Source organism: Thermomonas sp. S9 (assembly GCF_024704365.1).
Taxonomy (GTDB): Bacteria; Pseudomonadota; Gammaproteobacteria; order Xanthomonadales; family Xanthomonadaceae; genus Thermomonas.
Map to the genome: position 1 here is coordinate 2,328,427 of NZ_JAJDFY010000001.1, position 16,492 is coordinate 2,344,918.

Sequence of the window (16,492 nt, forward strand, 5' to 3'; positions counted from 1 at the left end):
GAGTTGTTCAGACCTTCCTTAGAAGTCGAACTTACCCTGGCCTTCCACATTGGACGCGGTTGCCCAGAACTTGTGTGCGAGCTCGTGTTTCGCTGCTAGCAACAGCCAATATAGAGGCTGATTCTTCCCGCCCTTGAGCAGCCTCATCTCGGTGGATGGCCACACCCCGAGGTCTGCGACCTTTCCTCGCCAATACTGGAGGACCTGCTGCCGCAATGCTTGCTGCGATTGGCCTCGGGCCACCTTGTCCCGCCATCCCGGCGCAAAGGAATCGAAGGCAGATTCATCGGCAATCGCGTAGGAAACCGCATTCCGCTGCAAGTCCATTTGACTGACGTGAATCAGCATGTCGATTCGCTTCAGGCTGGCTAACGCGACGATGATGTCGAAGCTCAGGTTGGCCAGGTCAAACGGATCAAGGAAAGCCAGATTCAGAGCATGGGTGGTGTTAGGCTGCGTGACGATTTCTTTCACAGCTTGCGCGGCAGCCCCATCAATTTCAATGACCGGTGCATTCAACCGTCGCAGTCGTTCGGCGGCCGCCCGCCGCCGTTGTGCATCGAGGTCGGCAATGTAGATCTGCGTGAAGGGTGCTCCGCCTTCACAGCTTTTCTTCCACGCGGCAACAACGCCACCGTCAATCCACTCCCCAGTCTCCCTGACCTGGCACCTGCCTGGCCCGCAGAAGAGGTCGATATACGTAGCGCCCCCGTTTTTAGTTGTCGGGTCCCGGATGATTCCTAACCTGTTTTGAGAACAGATGCGGATGGGAGCGGCGCCATCGTTTCATGGCCTGGAGGGGCGTGAGGTGTTCCAGAGCCTTCTGGGGCAGGTGCTCGTTGTACAGCCACACGTAGCGGTGCAGCGTGGTGGCCAGGTCCTGGGCGCTGTTGAAGTGGTGCGAGCGCAGCACCTGCTCAAGCCGCCCGTTGAATCGCTCGACCATGCCGTTGGTCTGCGGCGACTTCGGCCGGGTCAAGCGATGCTCGATGCCCAGGGCTTCACACAGGGCGTCGAACGCATGCTGCCCCGAGGCGTCCTTGGCTTTGGAGCCGAACTGGCGGTCGGTGAACTCCTTGCCGTTGTCGGTGAGCAGGGTGTGTATACGAAACGGCGCGGCCTTGTGCAGCGCGTTGAGGAAGGCTTTGGCTGCCGCCGCCGTCTTGTGGCTCTTGATGGCGATGAACACCCAGCGTGTGGCCCGGTCGATGGCCACGAACACATAGCGCCGGGCCGTCTCGTCGGCCATCTGCGGCAGGTACTTCACGTCCAGGTGCACATAGCCCGGCTCGTAGGCCTTGAAGGGCTTGGGCGAGCGCGCAGGGACCTGCGGGGTCGGCAGGCGCGAATGGCCTCGTCGGCGCAGCAGGCGGTCCAGCGCCGAGCGGCTCATGCCAGGTTCGATGAACTCGCGCACCACCGCCAGCAGATCGTCCAGCGACAGCCGCAGTTGCGTGCGCAAGTAGATCACCAGCTCCTCCTGGGCGGCATTGAGTGTGGTCTGCAAGCGGTGCGGGGTGTGGCTGGCGTCATGCACGCTGTCGCGCTTGCGCCAGCGCCGGATCGTCTGGCGGCTCACGCCGTATTGGCGAGCCAGCTCGTACTCACTGGCCGAGGACTGTTGGATGGCCGCGCGCACGGCCGGCGTGGTGGTGGCGTTCTTGTGCAAGGTGATCAGCATGCCACCCCTCCCCGGACGGATGATCCTGCCATCACGGCCCGCAGCACCTCGCGGCCCATCAGCAGGCCTCGTCGATTATGCAGCAACCAATCATCCGGGACCCGACATTTAGTGCCCCCCTTTCGATCACCGATGTACTTTGCTCGCGCAGCGCGGGAGATATCGATGTACCGGCAAAGGTAGTCATGCTTCTCTTTGGCCCAGCTGCCCACCTCCTCAGCCGGCATCCCGTCGTCACCTTCGATCAACTTTCCCATTGATGATCACCTCGTCCCCTCTGGTTCTTCGATCTGGACCTGCTCTTACGGTGTCGGTCGATCTACGGTCTTGGGCCTGCTGGCTGCAGGGGCATCACATCCCAATCTTGACGTTGTACCCAAGCGCTCGCAGTCCCTTACTCGTACGCATGTTCCTCGGCGGATACTCGTCAGGCCTGGCCCAGCCGACGATCTCGCCAAGACTGCTCAGACCGATATGAGGGATTGCCCAGTCGTCACTGCGAATGGCATTCCAAATGCGCTCTGCCACATGGCCACTTCCCCACACAACGTAGTTCAGCAGATCGAGCATCGTCTTGCCTTCGCGCGAGCGTTGCTTCCACAGCCACTCGCCGAACTTCTGCACCTTGTCATCACCCGCCTGAGGTTTGTCAGGCAAACCCAAGTGCTCGTTCTCCTGTTTGATCGCGTGGTCTCGGATCGCGTGCACCCGAGATATAGCGTCAACGAACTCTTCCTCAGTCAAATTCAGAATGCGTTCGCGCGCGAGCAGCTCACGAAGTCGCGGCGACCACTCGTAAATCGTACGCTCTTCGAAAGAGTGATCGAATTCGGCGGCATGCCACCATTCCAAGGCCTCCCGCAGCGCCAGTTCGGGGTTCCTCGAGTTCCGTGCGAAGAACTCCTCGTAAGGATGGCGGTTTCCGTCCTTGACCTGCTTGTAGTAATACGCGTGAAGGAACTGGTCCGCCTGCACCCCGGGGGGCACAGAGTCATCGATCCAGCCTGGCTTCACGCCCGGAGCAGATACACGGGCTGCAATGGAACGCATCAGCTGCAGGGTATCGTTCCACTCCTGCTCGAACTTCCGGAAGCGCTTCTCCGTTGACCGCTTCTTCTCAACGAACACGAGACCGCGATTCTTGTCTAGCAAGCGCTTCTTGTCGAACTGCTGTTCCAGTTCATAGTCCTGTTTCGAAAGCTGCAGTCGTCGATCAGCGAGCTGCCGCTGCTCCAGGTAAATCTCTTCTCTGAGTGGAACAGATCTGTCGTCCACCTCCTCGAAGAAGTGCAGCAGCTCGCGTTCCATGCCCGTTTCGGCGAGCTCGTCGTGTGGCAGAAAGACGCCGGCTTCGATGTTTGAAATCCAAGCCCTGTCCGACAGATTGGCTGACCCGATGTAGGCCCCCGCGTCCACCCACCAGATGACCTTGGAGTGGAGGATGTCAGGCACCAGTTTGCAGTGATAGTTGGGGCTGGCCTTGTCCAGGAACCACTTCAACACGGCGGGGTCGACAGGAACCGTATGGTCGTAACGTCCGTAGAACTCCAGCGGCTTCAGGTGCCGCGCGCAAGCTTCGAACAACTGCATGTTGTCGCGGTTGGCGTAGGCAACCGCTGCACGAACTACGCGTGCAGGGTTCGATAACCTCGCCGAGCAAGTTCTGTAGCAATTGCTTGTTGAGGGGGCCAGCAATGAAGCGCATATGCCGCGATGCCTTGTCCTTATTCAGCCTTCCATCCCGCCTTGACCTCGGCCAACACCGCGTTGACCCGGTCGACAACGGATTGATCAACTGGGCTGCCATCACCGATCTCCACGGTCACGCGGATGCGCAGCGGATGCCCGGCCGTCGCTTCGCGCAATGCGTCTATGTGGTCAGCAAGGTCCTGAACCTCGTGCGTCTGAAGCTCCGCAGTCGCGGTTTTCGACCCGTAGTGCTTTGGCGGAGCCGGCTCCTTGGCCTCGCTCTTGCGCGCCACGATCTTGACCGCCGCCGCACCGCCCAGATCGCAGGGCCAGGGGCCCGAGTCAAGGGACCGCTCGATCAGTCCCAGCCGGAAGGCTTCATCGAGTGCCGCAGCAACGCGCGTCCATGGCAGCACCTTGCCACCCTTCGACGAGAGCGCTGCATGAATGAGATGGGCGTTGGTCGCATCGCTTTGCCACGCCGTGGGCAGCTGCGCAGGCAGCACATCAACGGCTGAAAGCAGCGGTGGCGGCGAGAACAGCTGAGCCGCCTCATTGATGAACCCTGCAGGAACGTCTTCACCCAGCACGCTGACCGTTCCGTTGAGCAACCAAATCCGGCCGCTTTTGACCGCACCGGCAAGGGCGTCAAGGATGGCCTGCTGAGTCGCTTCGGGGATCAGCAGGTTCTCGGAGTAGCCGCCCTTGTCGACCTCGACGAAGTGCTTACCGGAGAAGTAGGCCGAAAGATCCGCCAGGGTGAGAGGCTCCTTGTTCCAAAGGCCAGGCAGCCGCCCAGGGGCCAGCAGTTGCGGATCCAGCTCGGACAGTGCGGCCGCATCTGACAGCACCACCTCAAGGCTGGAGTCGTTGATGGCGTTCTCGTCCGGGCGGGACATCCAGAAGGTGCGCGTCGATTTGTCGGCGCGCGTCACTCGCAGTACGAACTCGCCCCTCTCGCAGCCTGCCAGCAGGGTTTCCAGGATGGCGCGGCGGTTCAGCATCTTGGGCAACTTGGCCGTGGCCGCAAAAGCGCCGACCAGATCCTTCACAAAGCGCGCATTGTCCCCATCCGTCCACAAATCGAACGGCCCGCCAGGCAGCAGCGCCTCGGAATTGACTGCCGTGCTCTCGATGCGTAGCCGCTTGTCCGCCACCATCTTGGGGAACAAGGGTTCGTTATCGACATTGATGCGGTAGGCAGCCACTTCGTTACCGTCGTTGACCGTGACGGCGATGCAGTAGGCCATGACGATCTGCGACCCCATCTCCCCACGGGCCGCGCGAATATTGCCTTCCAGGCGCGTCGTCGCTGCGGTGTCGATGTCGCTGCGCTCCTTGAGCATCTCGCGCACTTTCTCCCAGCCCAGCAGGTCACGCACCTTTTCACGGGCCACCTCAATGCCATCTTTGGACGGCACCGCCAGAACGACGGCATTGCGGTTGCGCGCACGCGGCTTGTCCGGCCCCGTCGTCTCGTCAATGAAGCGCCTGGCCTCGGCGCTCGGCTTGCCATTGCACGCGGCCTTGGGGCCGAGCACGGCATAGTGGAAGTCTTCGTCGTCTTCGATGTCGGCTGGACGCGCTGGCAGCACGTGGACTTTAGCGCCCAGCGTGCGAGCACCTTCAGTGAGCTGTTTTGCCTTGGCGATTTCGGCCTCCAGGACTTCTTCCACGGCCGTCGAACTTACGTTCTGGCGCGCGTCGTGATGCATCTGCTTCAGATTCGGCTTGGAGCCCAGGCGCCACACCTTGGGCAACCCGCCTTCACGGTCGCCGGTGAACGTGTCATCGAGATACCAAGAGGCGTCTGACCAACGCCCCAGCCCCTTCTCCAGCTCGATGCGGTCCGGTGATCCCACGCCAATCAAAACCTTCAGCTCGCGCGTGGTTGCGCGCTGGCCAATGGGCTGAGAGTGGAGGAACGTCGCCATCACCGCTTGCTCGATCTCTCGGTGCTGGACACCGAGCAGACCTTCCTGCGCCTTGCGCGCATGGGCGAGCTCGGCCTCCAGGATGGCCGTCCAGTTCTGCCGGCGACCTTCGTACTGCTCAAGCTGCGCCACGTTGGCCAACTCACATGCGGCTACGCTCAAGCCGTCCGCGCCCGGATCGACCAGGAAGATCTGCGGGCCGATCAGCGGCTGTTGGTCCCACTTGACCGCGTCGCGCAAGGCAGAGGCGAGCGTCTTGAGAATACCGCGCGTCTGTTGAAAGCCTTCCAACTGGGTCCACTTCTGGTAGAGGGTTTCGATCAGTGCCGGGTGAAAGGGGTAGGCGTCGGCGTAGCGCTTTTCCTCCGCGGCGCGGTTCTTGGCTGTGTAGTCATCGATGGCCTGAATGCCATTCAGCGCCGCGACCACCTGCGCGCCCCAAAGAGAACGATCGGTGTAGCTTTCGAGCTTCAAGAGACGGCGCCGCAGAATCTCCGGCACGTCCTGGCTTTCGACCGGCTGGATACCCTCGTCAGCCACGCGCTTGAACTCGTCGTAGAGTTCCTTGCTGATCTGTTTGCCGAGTTCGTCCATCTTGCCGGGGTCGGACGCCAGCAATGAGGCCACCAAACAGCATTGCGGCACCTTGGCTACCGCCTGCGTCAGGCTGTGCATGAACTCGCGCATACGACCGATCCACTTCGGATCGGTATCGGCCATCACGCGCACGAACCACAGCACCTCGTCAAACAGGATCAGCACGCCATCGCTGTCCCTGTGGCCGAGCTTGAGCAGATCCTCCATCACGCCGGTGGCCGGCGGGGTGGTGCGCTCCGTGCCGTCATCCTTCAAGAGCTTCATGCCCTCGCTGCCCGCCAGCTGCCAGGCGATCGCACTCCAGGGCATCTTGACCGTTGCCAGGCTTCCGTCGGGCGCAACGACTTCCATGCCCTTTTCGGCGTCCAGACGGTCGAACACCACAGCCGCTACGCGGGCCTTTGGCAGCCCGCCTTCGAGTGCACAGTGCGCCTTGAATTGCTGCACCGCTGGAATGTCAGGCAGTCTCGCAGGATCGCGCACCAAGTGCACCAGCGTGATCAAGGAGTGGGTCTTGCCGCCGCCGAAGGTCATGTGCAACTGGCGCACGGCCTTCTCGGACTTGCCTGCCAGGCGGTGGGTGACGTCACGCGCCAGATCGCGCAGCTTGACGGTGGGGTACGTGAGCGCGAAGAACTCCTTCGCATCGTGGTAGACGCCCGGGTTGCGCCCCATCACCACGTCGTACAGGTCTGCCGCAAACTGCTTTTGCGACAGTTCCTGCTTGGTGATGTCGTCGCGCAGCTGCACGACCTGGTGCCAGGGCTTGGTGGTGGTCTTGGCCATTGTTGTTCTCCTGATCCCGATTCTCTTTACTCCAGCCCGAGCGGCACTTGCGCGGTGCTGCCTACAGAGCGCAGATAGTTCTGCAAGCGCTCCAGGATCGAGCACTCGTCCGTGCAGCCTTCAGCGCGGCTCTTCTCGATCAAGGCTTGGATCAGCTGCGCGAAGACCTGGCTGCGGCGCAGCGCGCGGCTGTCCAGGTAGTCGTTGACCTTGACGACATCGCCGGCCACCCACAGCTGCATCAGCTTGTGCACCTGGTCGATCAGCGGAATCGCGCGTCCGCTCGCGGTTTCCACACCCAGCGAGCGGTGCTTGCGGGCGCGCCAGTCCTTGAGCTTGTACTTACCGCCACCGCCGGCGGCAGTGGTTTCCTCCGCGTCACTGGCCTCGTCATCGTCCTCGGTCTCATCATCATCGTCGACCGCTTGCGCGCCGCCGGTCTTTGCCAGCAGGTCGTACTGGTCGACCAACTCACGCTCGGAGAGGCCACAAGACACGGCGTAGAGGATGCACGGGCCAGCCGGCGCTTCCTTGAGGCCGAAGTCATTGCGATGCAGCAGGTAATAGGTGGTCACGTCGTCGAGCGGATGGTCGCCGGGCGTGGGCTCCGATTGGCCATGCGAGAGCACACGGCCGACGACGAAATCCACCACGATGCGGCGTACGTGGCCGAGAAACTCGCTCACCGTCATGAGGCTTCCTGGCTCGGACGCCTTTTTCACCGCCGGGTAGCGGCTGTAGGCCTCCAGCGCCGGTCCTGTAGCGGCCCAAATGAAGTCCGGGCCACGAATGCCGGCGTCCCAGAAGTCGCGCAACCGGGTGGTGATGCTCGACTCCATCTCCTTGAGCACCTGGGTATCCCAGCCGGCACGAGCAAGCGGGTCGCGCTTCTTGCAGACCAGCCAGACGGACGAGGCCAGCGCGGCTGAACCTTGGGCGCGCATACGGGCCGCCTGTTCGGTCTGGATGGGCCAGGACCCGTCAACGACGAAGCCAGCCTTGATGATTGCCGAGACCAGGGTTTCCCACGCATCGGGCTGCTTGTGCGCAAACACAATGACGAGCCGACCCCCCGGCCTGAGTGCCGTATGGCACGCCTTGAAGGCCCGGGCCATGCCCTCTTCGTAGTTGCGCTTGGACGCCTCACGGTTCCCGCCAAAGCGAGATGCGTCGTCGATCAGCTCACCATCGTTGACGTCACTGCGCCATTTGGGGCCGAGAGGCGATGCAAAGGCCTGCGCGTAGGCGGTTGAGAGATCTGCCAGTTGACGCCGATCCCAGACGTAGAAGTAGTCCATCAGGTCTGAGTACGGGATGGCGTCGTAATACGGGGGGTCGGTGACGATAACGTCGTAGGCCCCTGCTTCCGGGCACTTGATGGCGCTCTGGTTGAGCACCTTCGGCACCGGGGCGACCGGGTTGGTGGCCCGCAGAATCGTCTCGATGGACTCCGCAACAGCATCCAGACACATCCACCAGCCGCCACGTACGTCGTTGATGGGCGCGGCCTCACTGAAGTCCCAGTTCATCGGGAGCGCGAAGCGAACAAAGGTGTGGCCGATCGCCTCGACGCTGGTGATCCACGCGAGGATGCTGGAGTTGAAGTCGAGCATGCGGTCGAAACCGCACTGCAGAAGCGCGGACAGGGCCTCGACCTCGGTAGCCCCATAGCCTGACGTCGAGACCGCATGCCGAGCTCGGCGAATAGCCTTGACGAAACACCCCAGCGCCAGCAACTGCCGCGCCGTGAACAGCTTGTGCCATTGGTCGATGCCGTAACCGTCAACGGAAAAGGCACGAGCAGCGCCCGATCCCCCCCTGGGCGTCGGCTCCGTCGGCAACCCGAACGGCACCTCGGCAAACACACGCCCCAACTCGGCCTCGGCCTCTGCGGCCATCGCGATCTCGTGTGCGGTAGGGAGGCGGTACTCCTTGCCGCCGGGGCCATCGACCACCACCGCGGTCATGACCGCACTCAGACGTCCGGCACGGCCCTCCAGCCGCAGATCCTCCATGGTCATGATGGTGCCGCAGCAGGGGCAAGTGACCCCCGCGCGGCTCATGGTGCCGGCGCCAAGTTGCTTGTCGTGCACGCGCTTTTGCGCGGCGTTGCCGCCTTTGACGGGCGGGTTGGCGTCGATGCCGAACTCAACGCCGCTCTTGTCCTCGCGCGGCTGCATGGTGAGCAGCACGCGCTTGTTGTCCTTCTTGGCCAGCCAGCGGGTCTTGAGCAGCGGCACCGTGGCGCGGCAGGCCTTGCAGCTCACCGTGCGCGCCCACAGGTAGGCGACGGTCGGCTTGGCCACCCAGCGCGGGTTGGCAGGGTTGTCCAGATAGGCAGCATCGAAGCCGGCGTTGAGCACATCGATCTGCGGCTCGCCGTCGTCGTTGACCTGCACCAACTTCAGGGTCTCGTTGGTATCGAGTTCGACTCGGGCGTAGGGCTTGAGACTGCAATACTCGGCGTAGGTCGGATAGAAGCGCGCCAGGTCCTTGCGCGCTTCCTTGAGCACCCAACGGCCCCAAGCACGCACGTGCCAAGCCAGATCGGCGTTCAGTTCATCAGCCTCGATGTCAGGCAGGCCAAACAAGTCCTTATTCTCGTTGCGGGCGGTTTGCACCTGACCCGCGATCTGTCGGGCACGCCGCTCTGCATCCTTGACCTTGAGGCCGCGAGCCTTGAAGTACTCGGTGAGAAAGGCCACATCTTGGAGCGCAAAATCCGGCAGCCGGCGCCTCTGTCCAGCGAGCTTCTGCGGATACTCCAAGGTGCACTTGAGGATGAACCAGGCCACTGGGTTGATGTCGATGGCGGTCACCTCGCAGCCGAGCCGCATCGCCTCCAGCGGAATGGCCCCGCCGCCGGCAAACGGGTCCAGCACCCGGGGCGCGCGGTCGCCATAGGCCTTGCGGATTTCCTGCCGGAACCACTCCATGTCCGGACTCGTTTCCCGACCCCAGCGCAGCACGCCGCCTTCGGTTTCCCAGGCTTCGATCTCCTCGATCCGGCCATTGGGCATCTTCTTCTTCTTGGTGGTCTTCTTCAGCACACCGCCCAGGCGCTTGAGCAGCTCGTCGCGCTTTTCCTTGTCCCCTGGGTCGGGCAGCAGCGTGGCGATCAGCGCCGCGCGGCAAGCGGCCAGAGGCCGGCGCGCGGGCCAGATGTGCAGCGTGGAGATGTGGCCATGGCGCACGTTCTTCTCGTGCACCGAGTCGATGGAGGTCTGCTTGAGCGGGAAGGCGACCTCGATCAGGCGTTTGTCGTTCATTATTCTTCCTTCTTCAACGCAGCATCGAAGTCCAGCAGACCCTTCGCTACGCGTTGCAACGTGATTTCGCCTCGGGTTTCTCTCCCGCGGCCGGTAAAGTAGTCGCCACTCAGGCGCAGCCCATTCGGGCCAGTTGAGATCGCCAGCATGCAGACGCCACGATGTGTTTGCATCGTTGGCGTGGCGAGATTTCTGGGCTCGCACACATATTCGTACTTCAGTCCGACATCTCCCGGCTGCTCTTCGTAGAGCGCCGCCATCGTTGTGCGCGAGCGCGAGTGCTCGGTTTCGAGCTCGATGGCCATGCGGGTCCACGTCTGGCGCACGCGCACGACGCAAGGCACACTGGTTCCGCCGTTGTGCGAGGTGGTGATGGTCCCGACCCAGGTGCCGTTGAGATTCTTCAACGTAGACAGCCAGCGCCAGCCCCAGCGCTCATACAAAAGCACCATCCCGCCGTAGATCGCGCCTGCCGAGAGTGCGGCTGCATCGATATACCCGGCCACGGGTGGCAGCATGGCCATCTCATGCAGAAGGCTGGCCGCACCAATGGCCAGAGCACCGAAAGCGAAATACACCTTCGGTCCTCGGAAAGGGTTGTCAGATGCGTATCCGTGCACCGGCTATCTCCACTGGTTCCACATCTGGATCAAACCAGCAATGAAGGCGCGGGCGTTTGCCTCGGTCCACCGTCCGTCACTGAACAGGCGCTGGATGCCGTTCTGGCAGACGAAGTTCGTGAGGTCTGCGCTACTCAGGCAGTTCACGACGTTGACGAAGGTGCTCCCGTAGCTGCTACCGAACTGTTGGTCGGGCACGTTGTAGAGCAGGCACTCGATGGCATGGGACGATGCCGTCCCGCTCCGGATCAGGCCGTTGTCTTCCATCCAACCGCGGGCGTTCTTGAAGATGCGGACGGTCGGCTTGTACCAGTTGCTCGTTCTGCCGTGCTTGGCCACCCCGTTCTCATAAGACTGAGTCGGAAAACTGGTGACCTCGTGATTACGTTGAACATCCCTCAGCCAGATCCCAGACGCGTGGTCAACTGCACCTGATTGAGTCTTGTAATACAGCCGATACTCCAAGCAGGGAACGACATCGGCCGGAATGTTGTTGGTCGTCCTCGGAATCTTGATGCTCTTCCCGCCTTCGGTGATGTTGTGATTCGGGAAGGCACGCCGGATGGCGCTGGAGACGTCGCGCCTGAAATCGGCAAGCGTATACGTCGCCGGGCTGCTATGCCCTTCAACGATGCCTTTGGTGTAAGCATCCAATAGGCTGTAGTCAGGCATGTAGGTCTCGTTGAGCCTGACCACCACATCCACGTCGCTGTCGCCACGGATGTTCGTACTGTTGCGGTATGAGCCCTGAAGGAACACGTCGAAGTTCCGGACCGACAGCGTGGTATCAGCTTGCAACGCATCTCGGATTCGCTGGTAGATCGCGGATGCGGACGTCACTGCACCCTGATGCGACCAGGTTTCCAATTGGCTTTCGGGAATTGCCATGCTTGCTCCTTACTCCGACGCGCTGCGAACGATGTCGCTGTATCCGATCACCACGCTGCCACGCGCCTTGGCGATCAGCTTGGCAAAGGGATCCTGCACTCGCAGCAGGCGGGGCTGGGCGCCACCGCAATCGAACACGGCGTACAGCCAGTAGCGTTCACGCAGGATGCAGGCGCGTGCCCATTCGTTCTCGGTCAGCTCGATCTCGCCGACGCCTACACGCCCTTTGACTTCGATGCCACGCTCCTCGCCAGTCCGTTTGGACAGCAGGTCAAAGCCTGGGTAGTCCGTGAGCCCGGCCAGACGGGCTTTGTCGGGCGTTGACACGTCGCGCACGTCCGCGCCCTGCGCCGATTCAAAGGCGATCGCCACTTCCATGGCGATGCGCTCGACCTCGGCGTCGCGCGCCTTGATGTCTTCGGGATCGGTAGAGGGCTGCACCAGCGCGGAGGCCAGGATTTCCACGCGGCCAGGCTGGATCAGGTCCACCTCGCGGCGCGCTTGAAGCAAGGCCTGCTCACGGCGCTGCGCGAGGCTGCTCTGTTGCACCTTGATCCGCTCCAGCTCTGCATGGGCGCCCCGGTTGCCGTCACGGGCCTTCTCGGTGAAGCGCTTGCGCGCGGCGGCCAGCTCCGACTCCTGGTAGTCGAACGCCCGTTGCAGGTACTCCTGGGTCTCCGCGAGGCGCTGGGTCGCTTTCATGCGCTGTAGCTCGGCCAGCTGGCCGACGACCTCGCGCTGGATGTGTTCCTGCGCGGCCAGCCGCCACGTGTCGCTTTGGGCGAGAAACACCACGCTGCCAGGACTTGGTTTGTCGGTGGGTTTGAGGAGCAGCAGGTGCTCGACAGGCGCTTCGATCAGGCGGCCATCGGCGTATTGCTTGAGGCCGACGAGGCGTTGTTCGATGACCTCAGGTTGGAGAAACGCGGGCAAGCCGGGATCCACGCCGCGCTCCACGCTGACGCGGGCGACATGGAACAGGTAGGGTGCGGTGGCGCTGACGTCGGTGAAGATGGCGCCACGCAAGGCATCGTGACGGGCGCGCTCGATGGCTATGGCCGAGAGACGCTCGAAGACGGGCTCACCCGGATGCAGAAAAACGGCATCACGCCCATCGTCCGGACGGTAGACGGTAAACCGGTTGCGCGCCGACTCGGGGTAGGTCTCGAGCACCGGGAGGAGGCTGTCGAGCACCCCCGCTTGCGCGGCCGGATGAAGAAGGCACCATCGAGATCGCCGACAAGGTCGATGCCAATGACCGGCGCGGCGTGCTCGAGATACCGGCGGACGTACCCCGGCAAAAGGCGGCGCATCTCCTCGATGGCCATGGCCTCGCGAAGTTGGGGCAGGTCGATGCGGACGTCGCCGCCCTTGCCGTAGAGGGACGCCTCGCGGGCCTCGATGGCCTTGATCTGCTCCGGCGTGAGCTGGCCGGCGAGTTCGAGCGCCTTCTTGTCCGCCTCGTCATCCGACTCGATGGCCCGCTGGATGTACTCGGTGATGGCCATACCCTCGAAGATGCGGCCGACCACATCGAACACCTTTTCCGAACCGAGCTGCTTGCGGATTTCCTCCAGCTTGTCCAGCAAAGTCTTGATGACCCGTCCTTCTCGCGTCTTGCCCGCAACGAGGTTGATGATGGCAACGCGGTCTCGCTTCTGGCCATAGCGGTGAATCCGCCCCATGCGCTGTTCCAGCCGCGCCGGGTTCCAGGGCACGTCGTAGTTGATCAGGATCCAGCAGAACTGCAGGTTGATGCCCTCGGCTGCCGCGTCGGTGCCGATGAAGAAGCGGGCTCCTTTGCCATCGGCGTCATGAGGTCGCCGGAAGCGCTCGACTTGAGCGTCGCGCTCCTCGAAACCCAGACCGCCGTGGATGTAGGCCACCTGGTCGGCGTAGCCCATGCCTTCGAGGCGCCGGGCGAGAAGCTCGAGCGTGTCGCGGTGCTCGGTGTAGATGATGACCTTCTGGTCGCGATATTGCGGCGAGCGCAGCAGCTCCGCCATCCGTTCGAACTTCGACTCTTGGCCGCTCGCGTGAACGGCCTCGGCGAGTGCGATCAGCTCCTGCACCTGGTTGCGCTCGTCGATGAGCTCCGCGAGGCTGGTGGCGATGAAGGCGCCCAGCGCCTCCGCCTCGCTCTCCTCGTGCTCTTCGACGCCTGCCGATTCGGTTTCCTCATCAGCGGTCTTCGCGGCCAGCACGTCCACCAGCCGCCCCTCGCGGACCTTGCGGTTCAGGCGCTCTTGCTGGCTGCGCAGCTCTTCCTCAGGCACCCGACCGGATTGGATGTCATCGATCAAAGCGTCGAGCTTCGCCAGGCGGTTGCGGAAGGAGCAGAGCAGCGCCCAGGTGCTGCTGGCCATGCGCCGCTGGAACACCGTCATGGCGAACCGCGCGGCCTGGCGGTTCAACAGCCGCGCCTGGTTGTAGTAATGGCGGATGTACGCGGTCGTGCGGTCGTAAAGCACCTGCTCGCTGATCTGGCCTTGGGTGAGGTCGTAGCTCACTGTGTCGCAAAGGCGCTCGGGATAGAGCGGCTTGCCACGGAGGTCGACCATCTCCTCCTTGACCCGGCGGATGAAGTAGCGCTCGCGCGACTCGCGCGGAAACTTGGCGAAGGCGGTCTCGGTACTGAACAACTCCGGCTCCAGCAGCCGCCACAGGCAGTAATACGGGTACTCTTTGCCCATGTGGGGCGTGGCGGTGAGTAGCAGCAGGTGGTGCGCCGCCCACGGCATGCGCCACTCCTCGGGTAGTTCGCGCACCCCGGCGATGGCCTCGGCCAGCCGATACCGGTCGGTCGCCCTGAACGTCCCATCCAAGTCGCGGTTCGCCGAGAGCTTGTGCGCCTCGTCGAACACCACCAAGTCATAGGGCACGACTTGAGGGTCGCGCAGCGCGTTGAACAGGCGCGGTGCGCGGAGGCTGTCAATGCTGACCACAACGAGCTCGCTGCCAGCCCCGACGAACGGATTGCCGTCTTTGGCATCGTTGCCGGTCACGATCTTGAACGGCAACTGGAACAGCTTACGCAGTTCGCGGTACCAGTTGCCCACCAGACCGGCTGGCGCCACCACCATGACGCGGCGGATCGTCCTGCGTGACAGACTCTCGCGGACGTAGAGCCCGGTCATGATCGTCTTGCCGGCGCCGGCGTCATCGGCCAACAGGAAGCGCAGACGGTGCTGGGGCAGCATGCGTTGGTAGACCGCGATCCGCTGGTGCGGCAGCGGGTCGATTTCGCTGATCTCGGTCGCGAATGCCGGGTTGAACAGATGTCCGTAGGACAGCCGCTCGCCCTCGACGAGCACGCGCAACGCATTCGCGTCCCCGAGAAAATCAAGTCGGGGTGACGCATCGTCCGTGTCAGGAGGTGTCGCACTCCTGCTGGGCTTCCCCGACCCCGCTGAATGACCACCTGACCGACCCGCAAGCTCCCGCAACTTGGCCAGCCCCATCGCGGAGGGCTTGGACTGCCCGTTCTCCCACCGATTCAGGGTGACGAACGAGACGCCCAGCAGATCTGCGAACTGCTGTTGCGTGAGGTCCAGGGTCCTCCGGAGATGGCGGATCTGCTCGGGATTCATGTTGCGCTCGTGTGTTCCATGGTTGGCTTTATATCACACGATATATCGCCAACGCAAGGCCACGCGACTTGGCTTTCAACACCGGCAGCGGCCTGATGAGGGTCTCGTCTGCATTCGGGATCATCCACCATGACCAATGCCCATCGGTTGACAGCGGCCCAGTACGAAGCGGTCCGACTGGCAGCATCGCGCCTGAGCCGGGCGCTCGAACCGTTGCCTTCGTACATCAGGGGAGCTGCCAGGCAGTCGATGCTGACGGCGCTGGTCGCCAGCGGCTACGTCAGCAAGTGCTACTTTCCGGGGCATGTCGAATACGTGCTGACGGACTCGGGGCTGGCCTGCCCGGCCGGAGTCGACGCTGCCGCGGTGCAAAGAGCGCCTGGCGAAACCTCCGCTGCCGCGCCCGATTCCGCGGTGTCACCCGCTCAGTACGGATAGTGGTTAGACGTGGCGATAGACTCCGCCACACTTCCTACCATTTCCTACCAAATCCGCTGACGCGCGCAGACTTCCTCGGGAACCATCAGAAGCGGAACGGCAGGCGACGCACGTAGAGCCGAACCGTCACGCACCGCCTGACGGTTCCCCGGCGAATTCAAGCCCCGCCCCCTGACGCGAGCCGGCGAAGGCGCTCCGACTCGGCACGGGCTTCGCCCAGCAATTGGCCCCAGTCCGACGGTGGGCGGCCGCCGTCGAGCATCCTGCGGAACACCTGGTAGGCGTCGTCGGCGCTGTCGTAGGCCCGCTTGGTGTCCTCGTCGTTGACCCAGGCGCAGACGATCACCTTCGCCTGGGCGTGGTAGCGGAAGAACAGCCGGTACTGCTGGAAGAACTTGGCCCGGAACCAGTGCTTGTGCTCGTCCCCGAGCGTGTTGCCCTGGCGGTACTCCGGCCGGGCGGGGTCCTGAGGGATGACCTCGAACGCCAGCTTGGCGATGGCCGCCAGGCGCTTGGTGGCGTTCTTCTTGGCGTAGCCGGTCGGGTCCTTGCGCCTGAGCGCCTCGACCTGCGCGGTCAGGGCGTCAAGCTGGTCGAGGAAGATCGGGTGAGCGAAGAGGGCCCAGCCGTTGACGACCAACGGGGCGCCGCTCATTCATCATCCGCCGACAGCGGAGCCTCGAGATCGACCTCGACACCGCCGACCAGCGCCTGGATGCGCTGCGCGAGGCCGGCATCCACGGCTTGGAGCCGTTCGGGATGCTCGGCCATGTCGCGGGCCAGGAAGCCGAGGAACGGCACCAGCGCCGGGTCGTCGCCATCGCCGGGGGCCGCGCGCGTGAGCACGACCTCACCGTTCGGGCGGATGGTGTAGTGGATCTTGTCGCGTTTGCCCAGCCGAAGCGCGCGGCGCACGGTTTCCGGCACCGTCGTCTGATAGCGATCGGTCAGCGTCGATTCGGCTTCGAGGGTGGCGGGCATGGGCGGCTCTCTGGCTGCG

Annotated in this window: 12 protein-coding genes; 1 reads left to right on the forward strand and 11 read right to left on the reverse strand. The window is 63.2% G+C overall.

All coding sequences use genetic code 11. From position 1 onward, the window contains the following. Positions 1-18: 18 nt before the first annotated feature. The 9 genes from tcmP to LJB71_RS11695 all read right to left on the reverse strand — a co-directional run bounded on the left by tcmP (position 19) and on the right by LJB71_RS11695 (position 15,054). Positions 19-768, reverse strand: coding sequence for a three-Cys-motif partner protein TcmP (gene tcmP / locus LJB71_RS11655; protein WP_310649448.1), 750 nt, complete (start codon positions 766-768; stop codon positions 19-21). Further along, entirely contained in the window at positions 716-1,681 is a 966-nt protein-coding gene (locus LJB71_RS11660) for an IS481 family transposase (protein ID WP_259304307.1), read from the reverse strand. The genes tcmP and LJB71_RS11660 overlap by 53 nt, the downstream gene beginning before the upstream one ends. A gap of 351 nt (positions 1,682-2,032) precedes the next feature. Beyond that, positions 2,033-2,251 carry a hypothetical protein gene (locus LJB71_RS11665; RefSeq protein ID WP_201769622.1) on the reverse strand — a complete coding sequence of 73 codons (219 nt, stop codon included), beginning with the start codon at positions 2,249-2,251 and terminating at the stop codon, positions 2,033-2,035. Between the two features lie 1,154 nt (positions 2,252-3,405). After that, complete coding sequence (locus LJB71_RS11670; protein ID WP_259304308.1) at positions 3,406-6,687, reverse strand: DUF499 domain-containing protein; 3,282 nt, start codon at positions 6,685-6,687, stop codon at positions 3,406-3,408. A 26-nt stretch (positions 6,688-6,713) separates the two neighbouring features. Further along, the gene (locus LJB71_RS11675; RefSeq protein ID WP_259304309.1) at positions 6,714-9,956 is read right to left on the reverse strand and encodes a DUF1156 domain-containing protein; all 3,243 of its coding nucleotides are present in this window, start codon (positions 9,954-9,956) and stop codon (positions 6,714-6,716) included. Continuing rightward, positions 9,956-10,534, reverse strand: a complete 579-nt coding sequence (locus LJB71_RS11680) for a hypothetical protein (RefSeq protein ID WP_259304310.1) — start codon at positions 10,532-10,534, stop codon at positions 9,956-9,958. Before LJB71_RS11680 ends, LJB71_RS11675 begins: the two co-directional genes overlap by 1 nt. Before the next feature lie 45 nt (positions 10,535-10,579). Next, a complete protein-coding gene (locus tag LJB71_RS11685) occupies positions 10,580-11,464 on the reverse strand; it encodes a nucleotidyltransferase (RefSeq protein WP_259304311.1) in 885 nt (294 codons plus the stop codon). 9 nt (positions 11,465-11,473) lie between these two features. Continuing rightward, complete coding sequence (locus tag LJB71_RS14605) at positions 11,474-12,166, reverse strand: DUF3883 domain-containing protein (RefSeq protein ID WP_310649449.1); 693 nt, start codon at positions 12,164-12,166, stop codon at positions 11,474-11,476. Positions 12,167-12,516: 350 nt separating this feature from the next. Beyond that, on the reverse strand, positions 12,517-15,054 hold the full coding sequence (locus tag LJB71_RS11695) for a helicase-related protein (protein WP_259304312.1): 2,538 nt from the start codon (positions 15,052-15,054) through the stop codon (positions 12,517-12,519). 129 nt (positions 15,055-15,183) lie between these two features. Between LJB71_RS11695 and LJB71_RS11700 the strand changes: the two genes are divergently transcribed. Beyond that, entirely contained in the window at positions 15,184-15,492 is a 309-nt protein-coding gene (locus LJB71_RS11700; protein WP_259304313.1) for a hypothetical protein, read from the forward strand. A gap of 157 nt (positions 15,493-15,649) precedes the next feature. Here the strand turns inward: LJB71_RS11700 and LJB71_RS11705 are convergent, their stop codons facing one another. Continuing rightward, on the reverse strand, positions 15,650-16,147 hold the full coding sequence (locus tag LJB71_RS11705; RefSeq protein WP_259304314.1) for a type II toxin-antitoxin system YhaV family toxin: 498 nt from the start codon (positions 16,145-16,147) through the stop codon (positions 15,650-15,652). Continuing rightward, positions 16,144-16,473, reverse strand: a complete 330-nt coding sequence (locus LJB71_RS11710) for a type II toxin-antitoxin system PrlF family antitoxin (RefSeq protein WP_259304315.1) — start codon at positions 16,471-16,473, stop codon at positions 16,144-16,146. Before LJB71_RS11710 ends, LJB71_RS11705 begins: the two co-directional genes overlap by 4 nt. Positions 16,474-16,492: the final 19 nt, after the last annotated feature.

Excerpts from the sequence above, each read along its gene's own strand:
- LJB71_RS11665 (WP_201769622.1), bottom strand. The coding sequence starts at position 2,251 with ATGCTCGATCTGCTGAACTACGTTGTGTGGGGAAGTGGCCATGTGGCA.
- LJB71_RS11660 (WP_259304307.1), bottom strand. The coding sequence starts at position 1,681 with ATGCTGATCACCTTGCACAAGAACGCCACCACCACGCCGGCCGTGCGC.
- LJB71_RS11705 (WP_259304314.1), bottom strand. The coding sequence starts at position 16,147 with ATGAGCGGCGCCCCGTTGGTCGTCAACGGCTGGGCCCTCTTCGCTCAC.
- LJB71_RS11670 (WP_259304308.1), bottom strand. The coding sequence starts at position 6,687 with ATGGCCAAGACCACCACCAAGCCCTGGCACCAGGTCGTGCAGCTGCGC.
- LJB71_RS11695 (WP_259304312.1), bottom strand. The coding sequence starts at position 15,054 with ATGAATCCCGAGCAGATCCGCCATCTCCGGAGGACCCTGGACCTCACG.
- LJB71_RS11685 (WP_259304311.1), bottom strand. The coding sequence starts at position 11,464 with ATGGCAATTCCCGAAAGCCAATTGGAAACCTGGTCGCATCAGGGTGCA.
- LJB71_RS14605 (WP_310649449.1), bottom strand. The coding sequence starts at position 12,166 with ATGAAAGCGACCCAGCGCCTCGCGGAGACCCAGGAGTACCTGCAACGG.
- LJB71_RS11710 (WP_259304315.1), bottom strand. The coding sequence starts at position 16,473 with ATGCCCGCCACCCTCGAAGCCGAATCGACGCTGACCGATCGCTATCAG.
- LJB71_RS11700 (WP_259304313.1), top strand. The coding sequence starts at position 15,184 with ATGACCAATGCCCATCGGTTGACAGCGGCCCAGTACGAAGCGGTCCGA.
- LJB71_RS11675 (WP_259304309.1), bottom strand. The coding sequence starts at position 9,956 with ATGAACGACAAACGCCTGATCGAGGTCGCCTTCCCGCTCAAGCAGACC.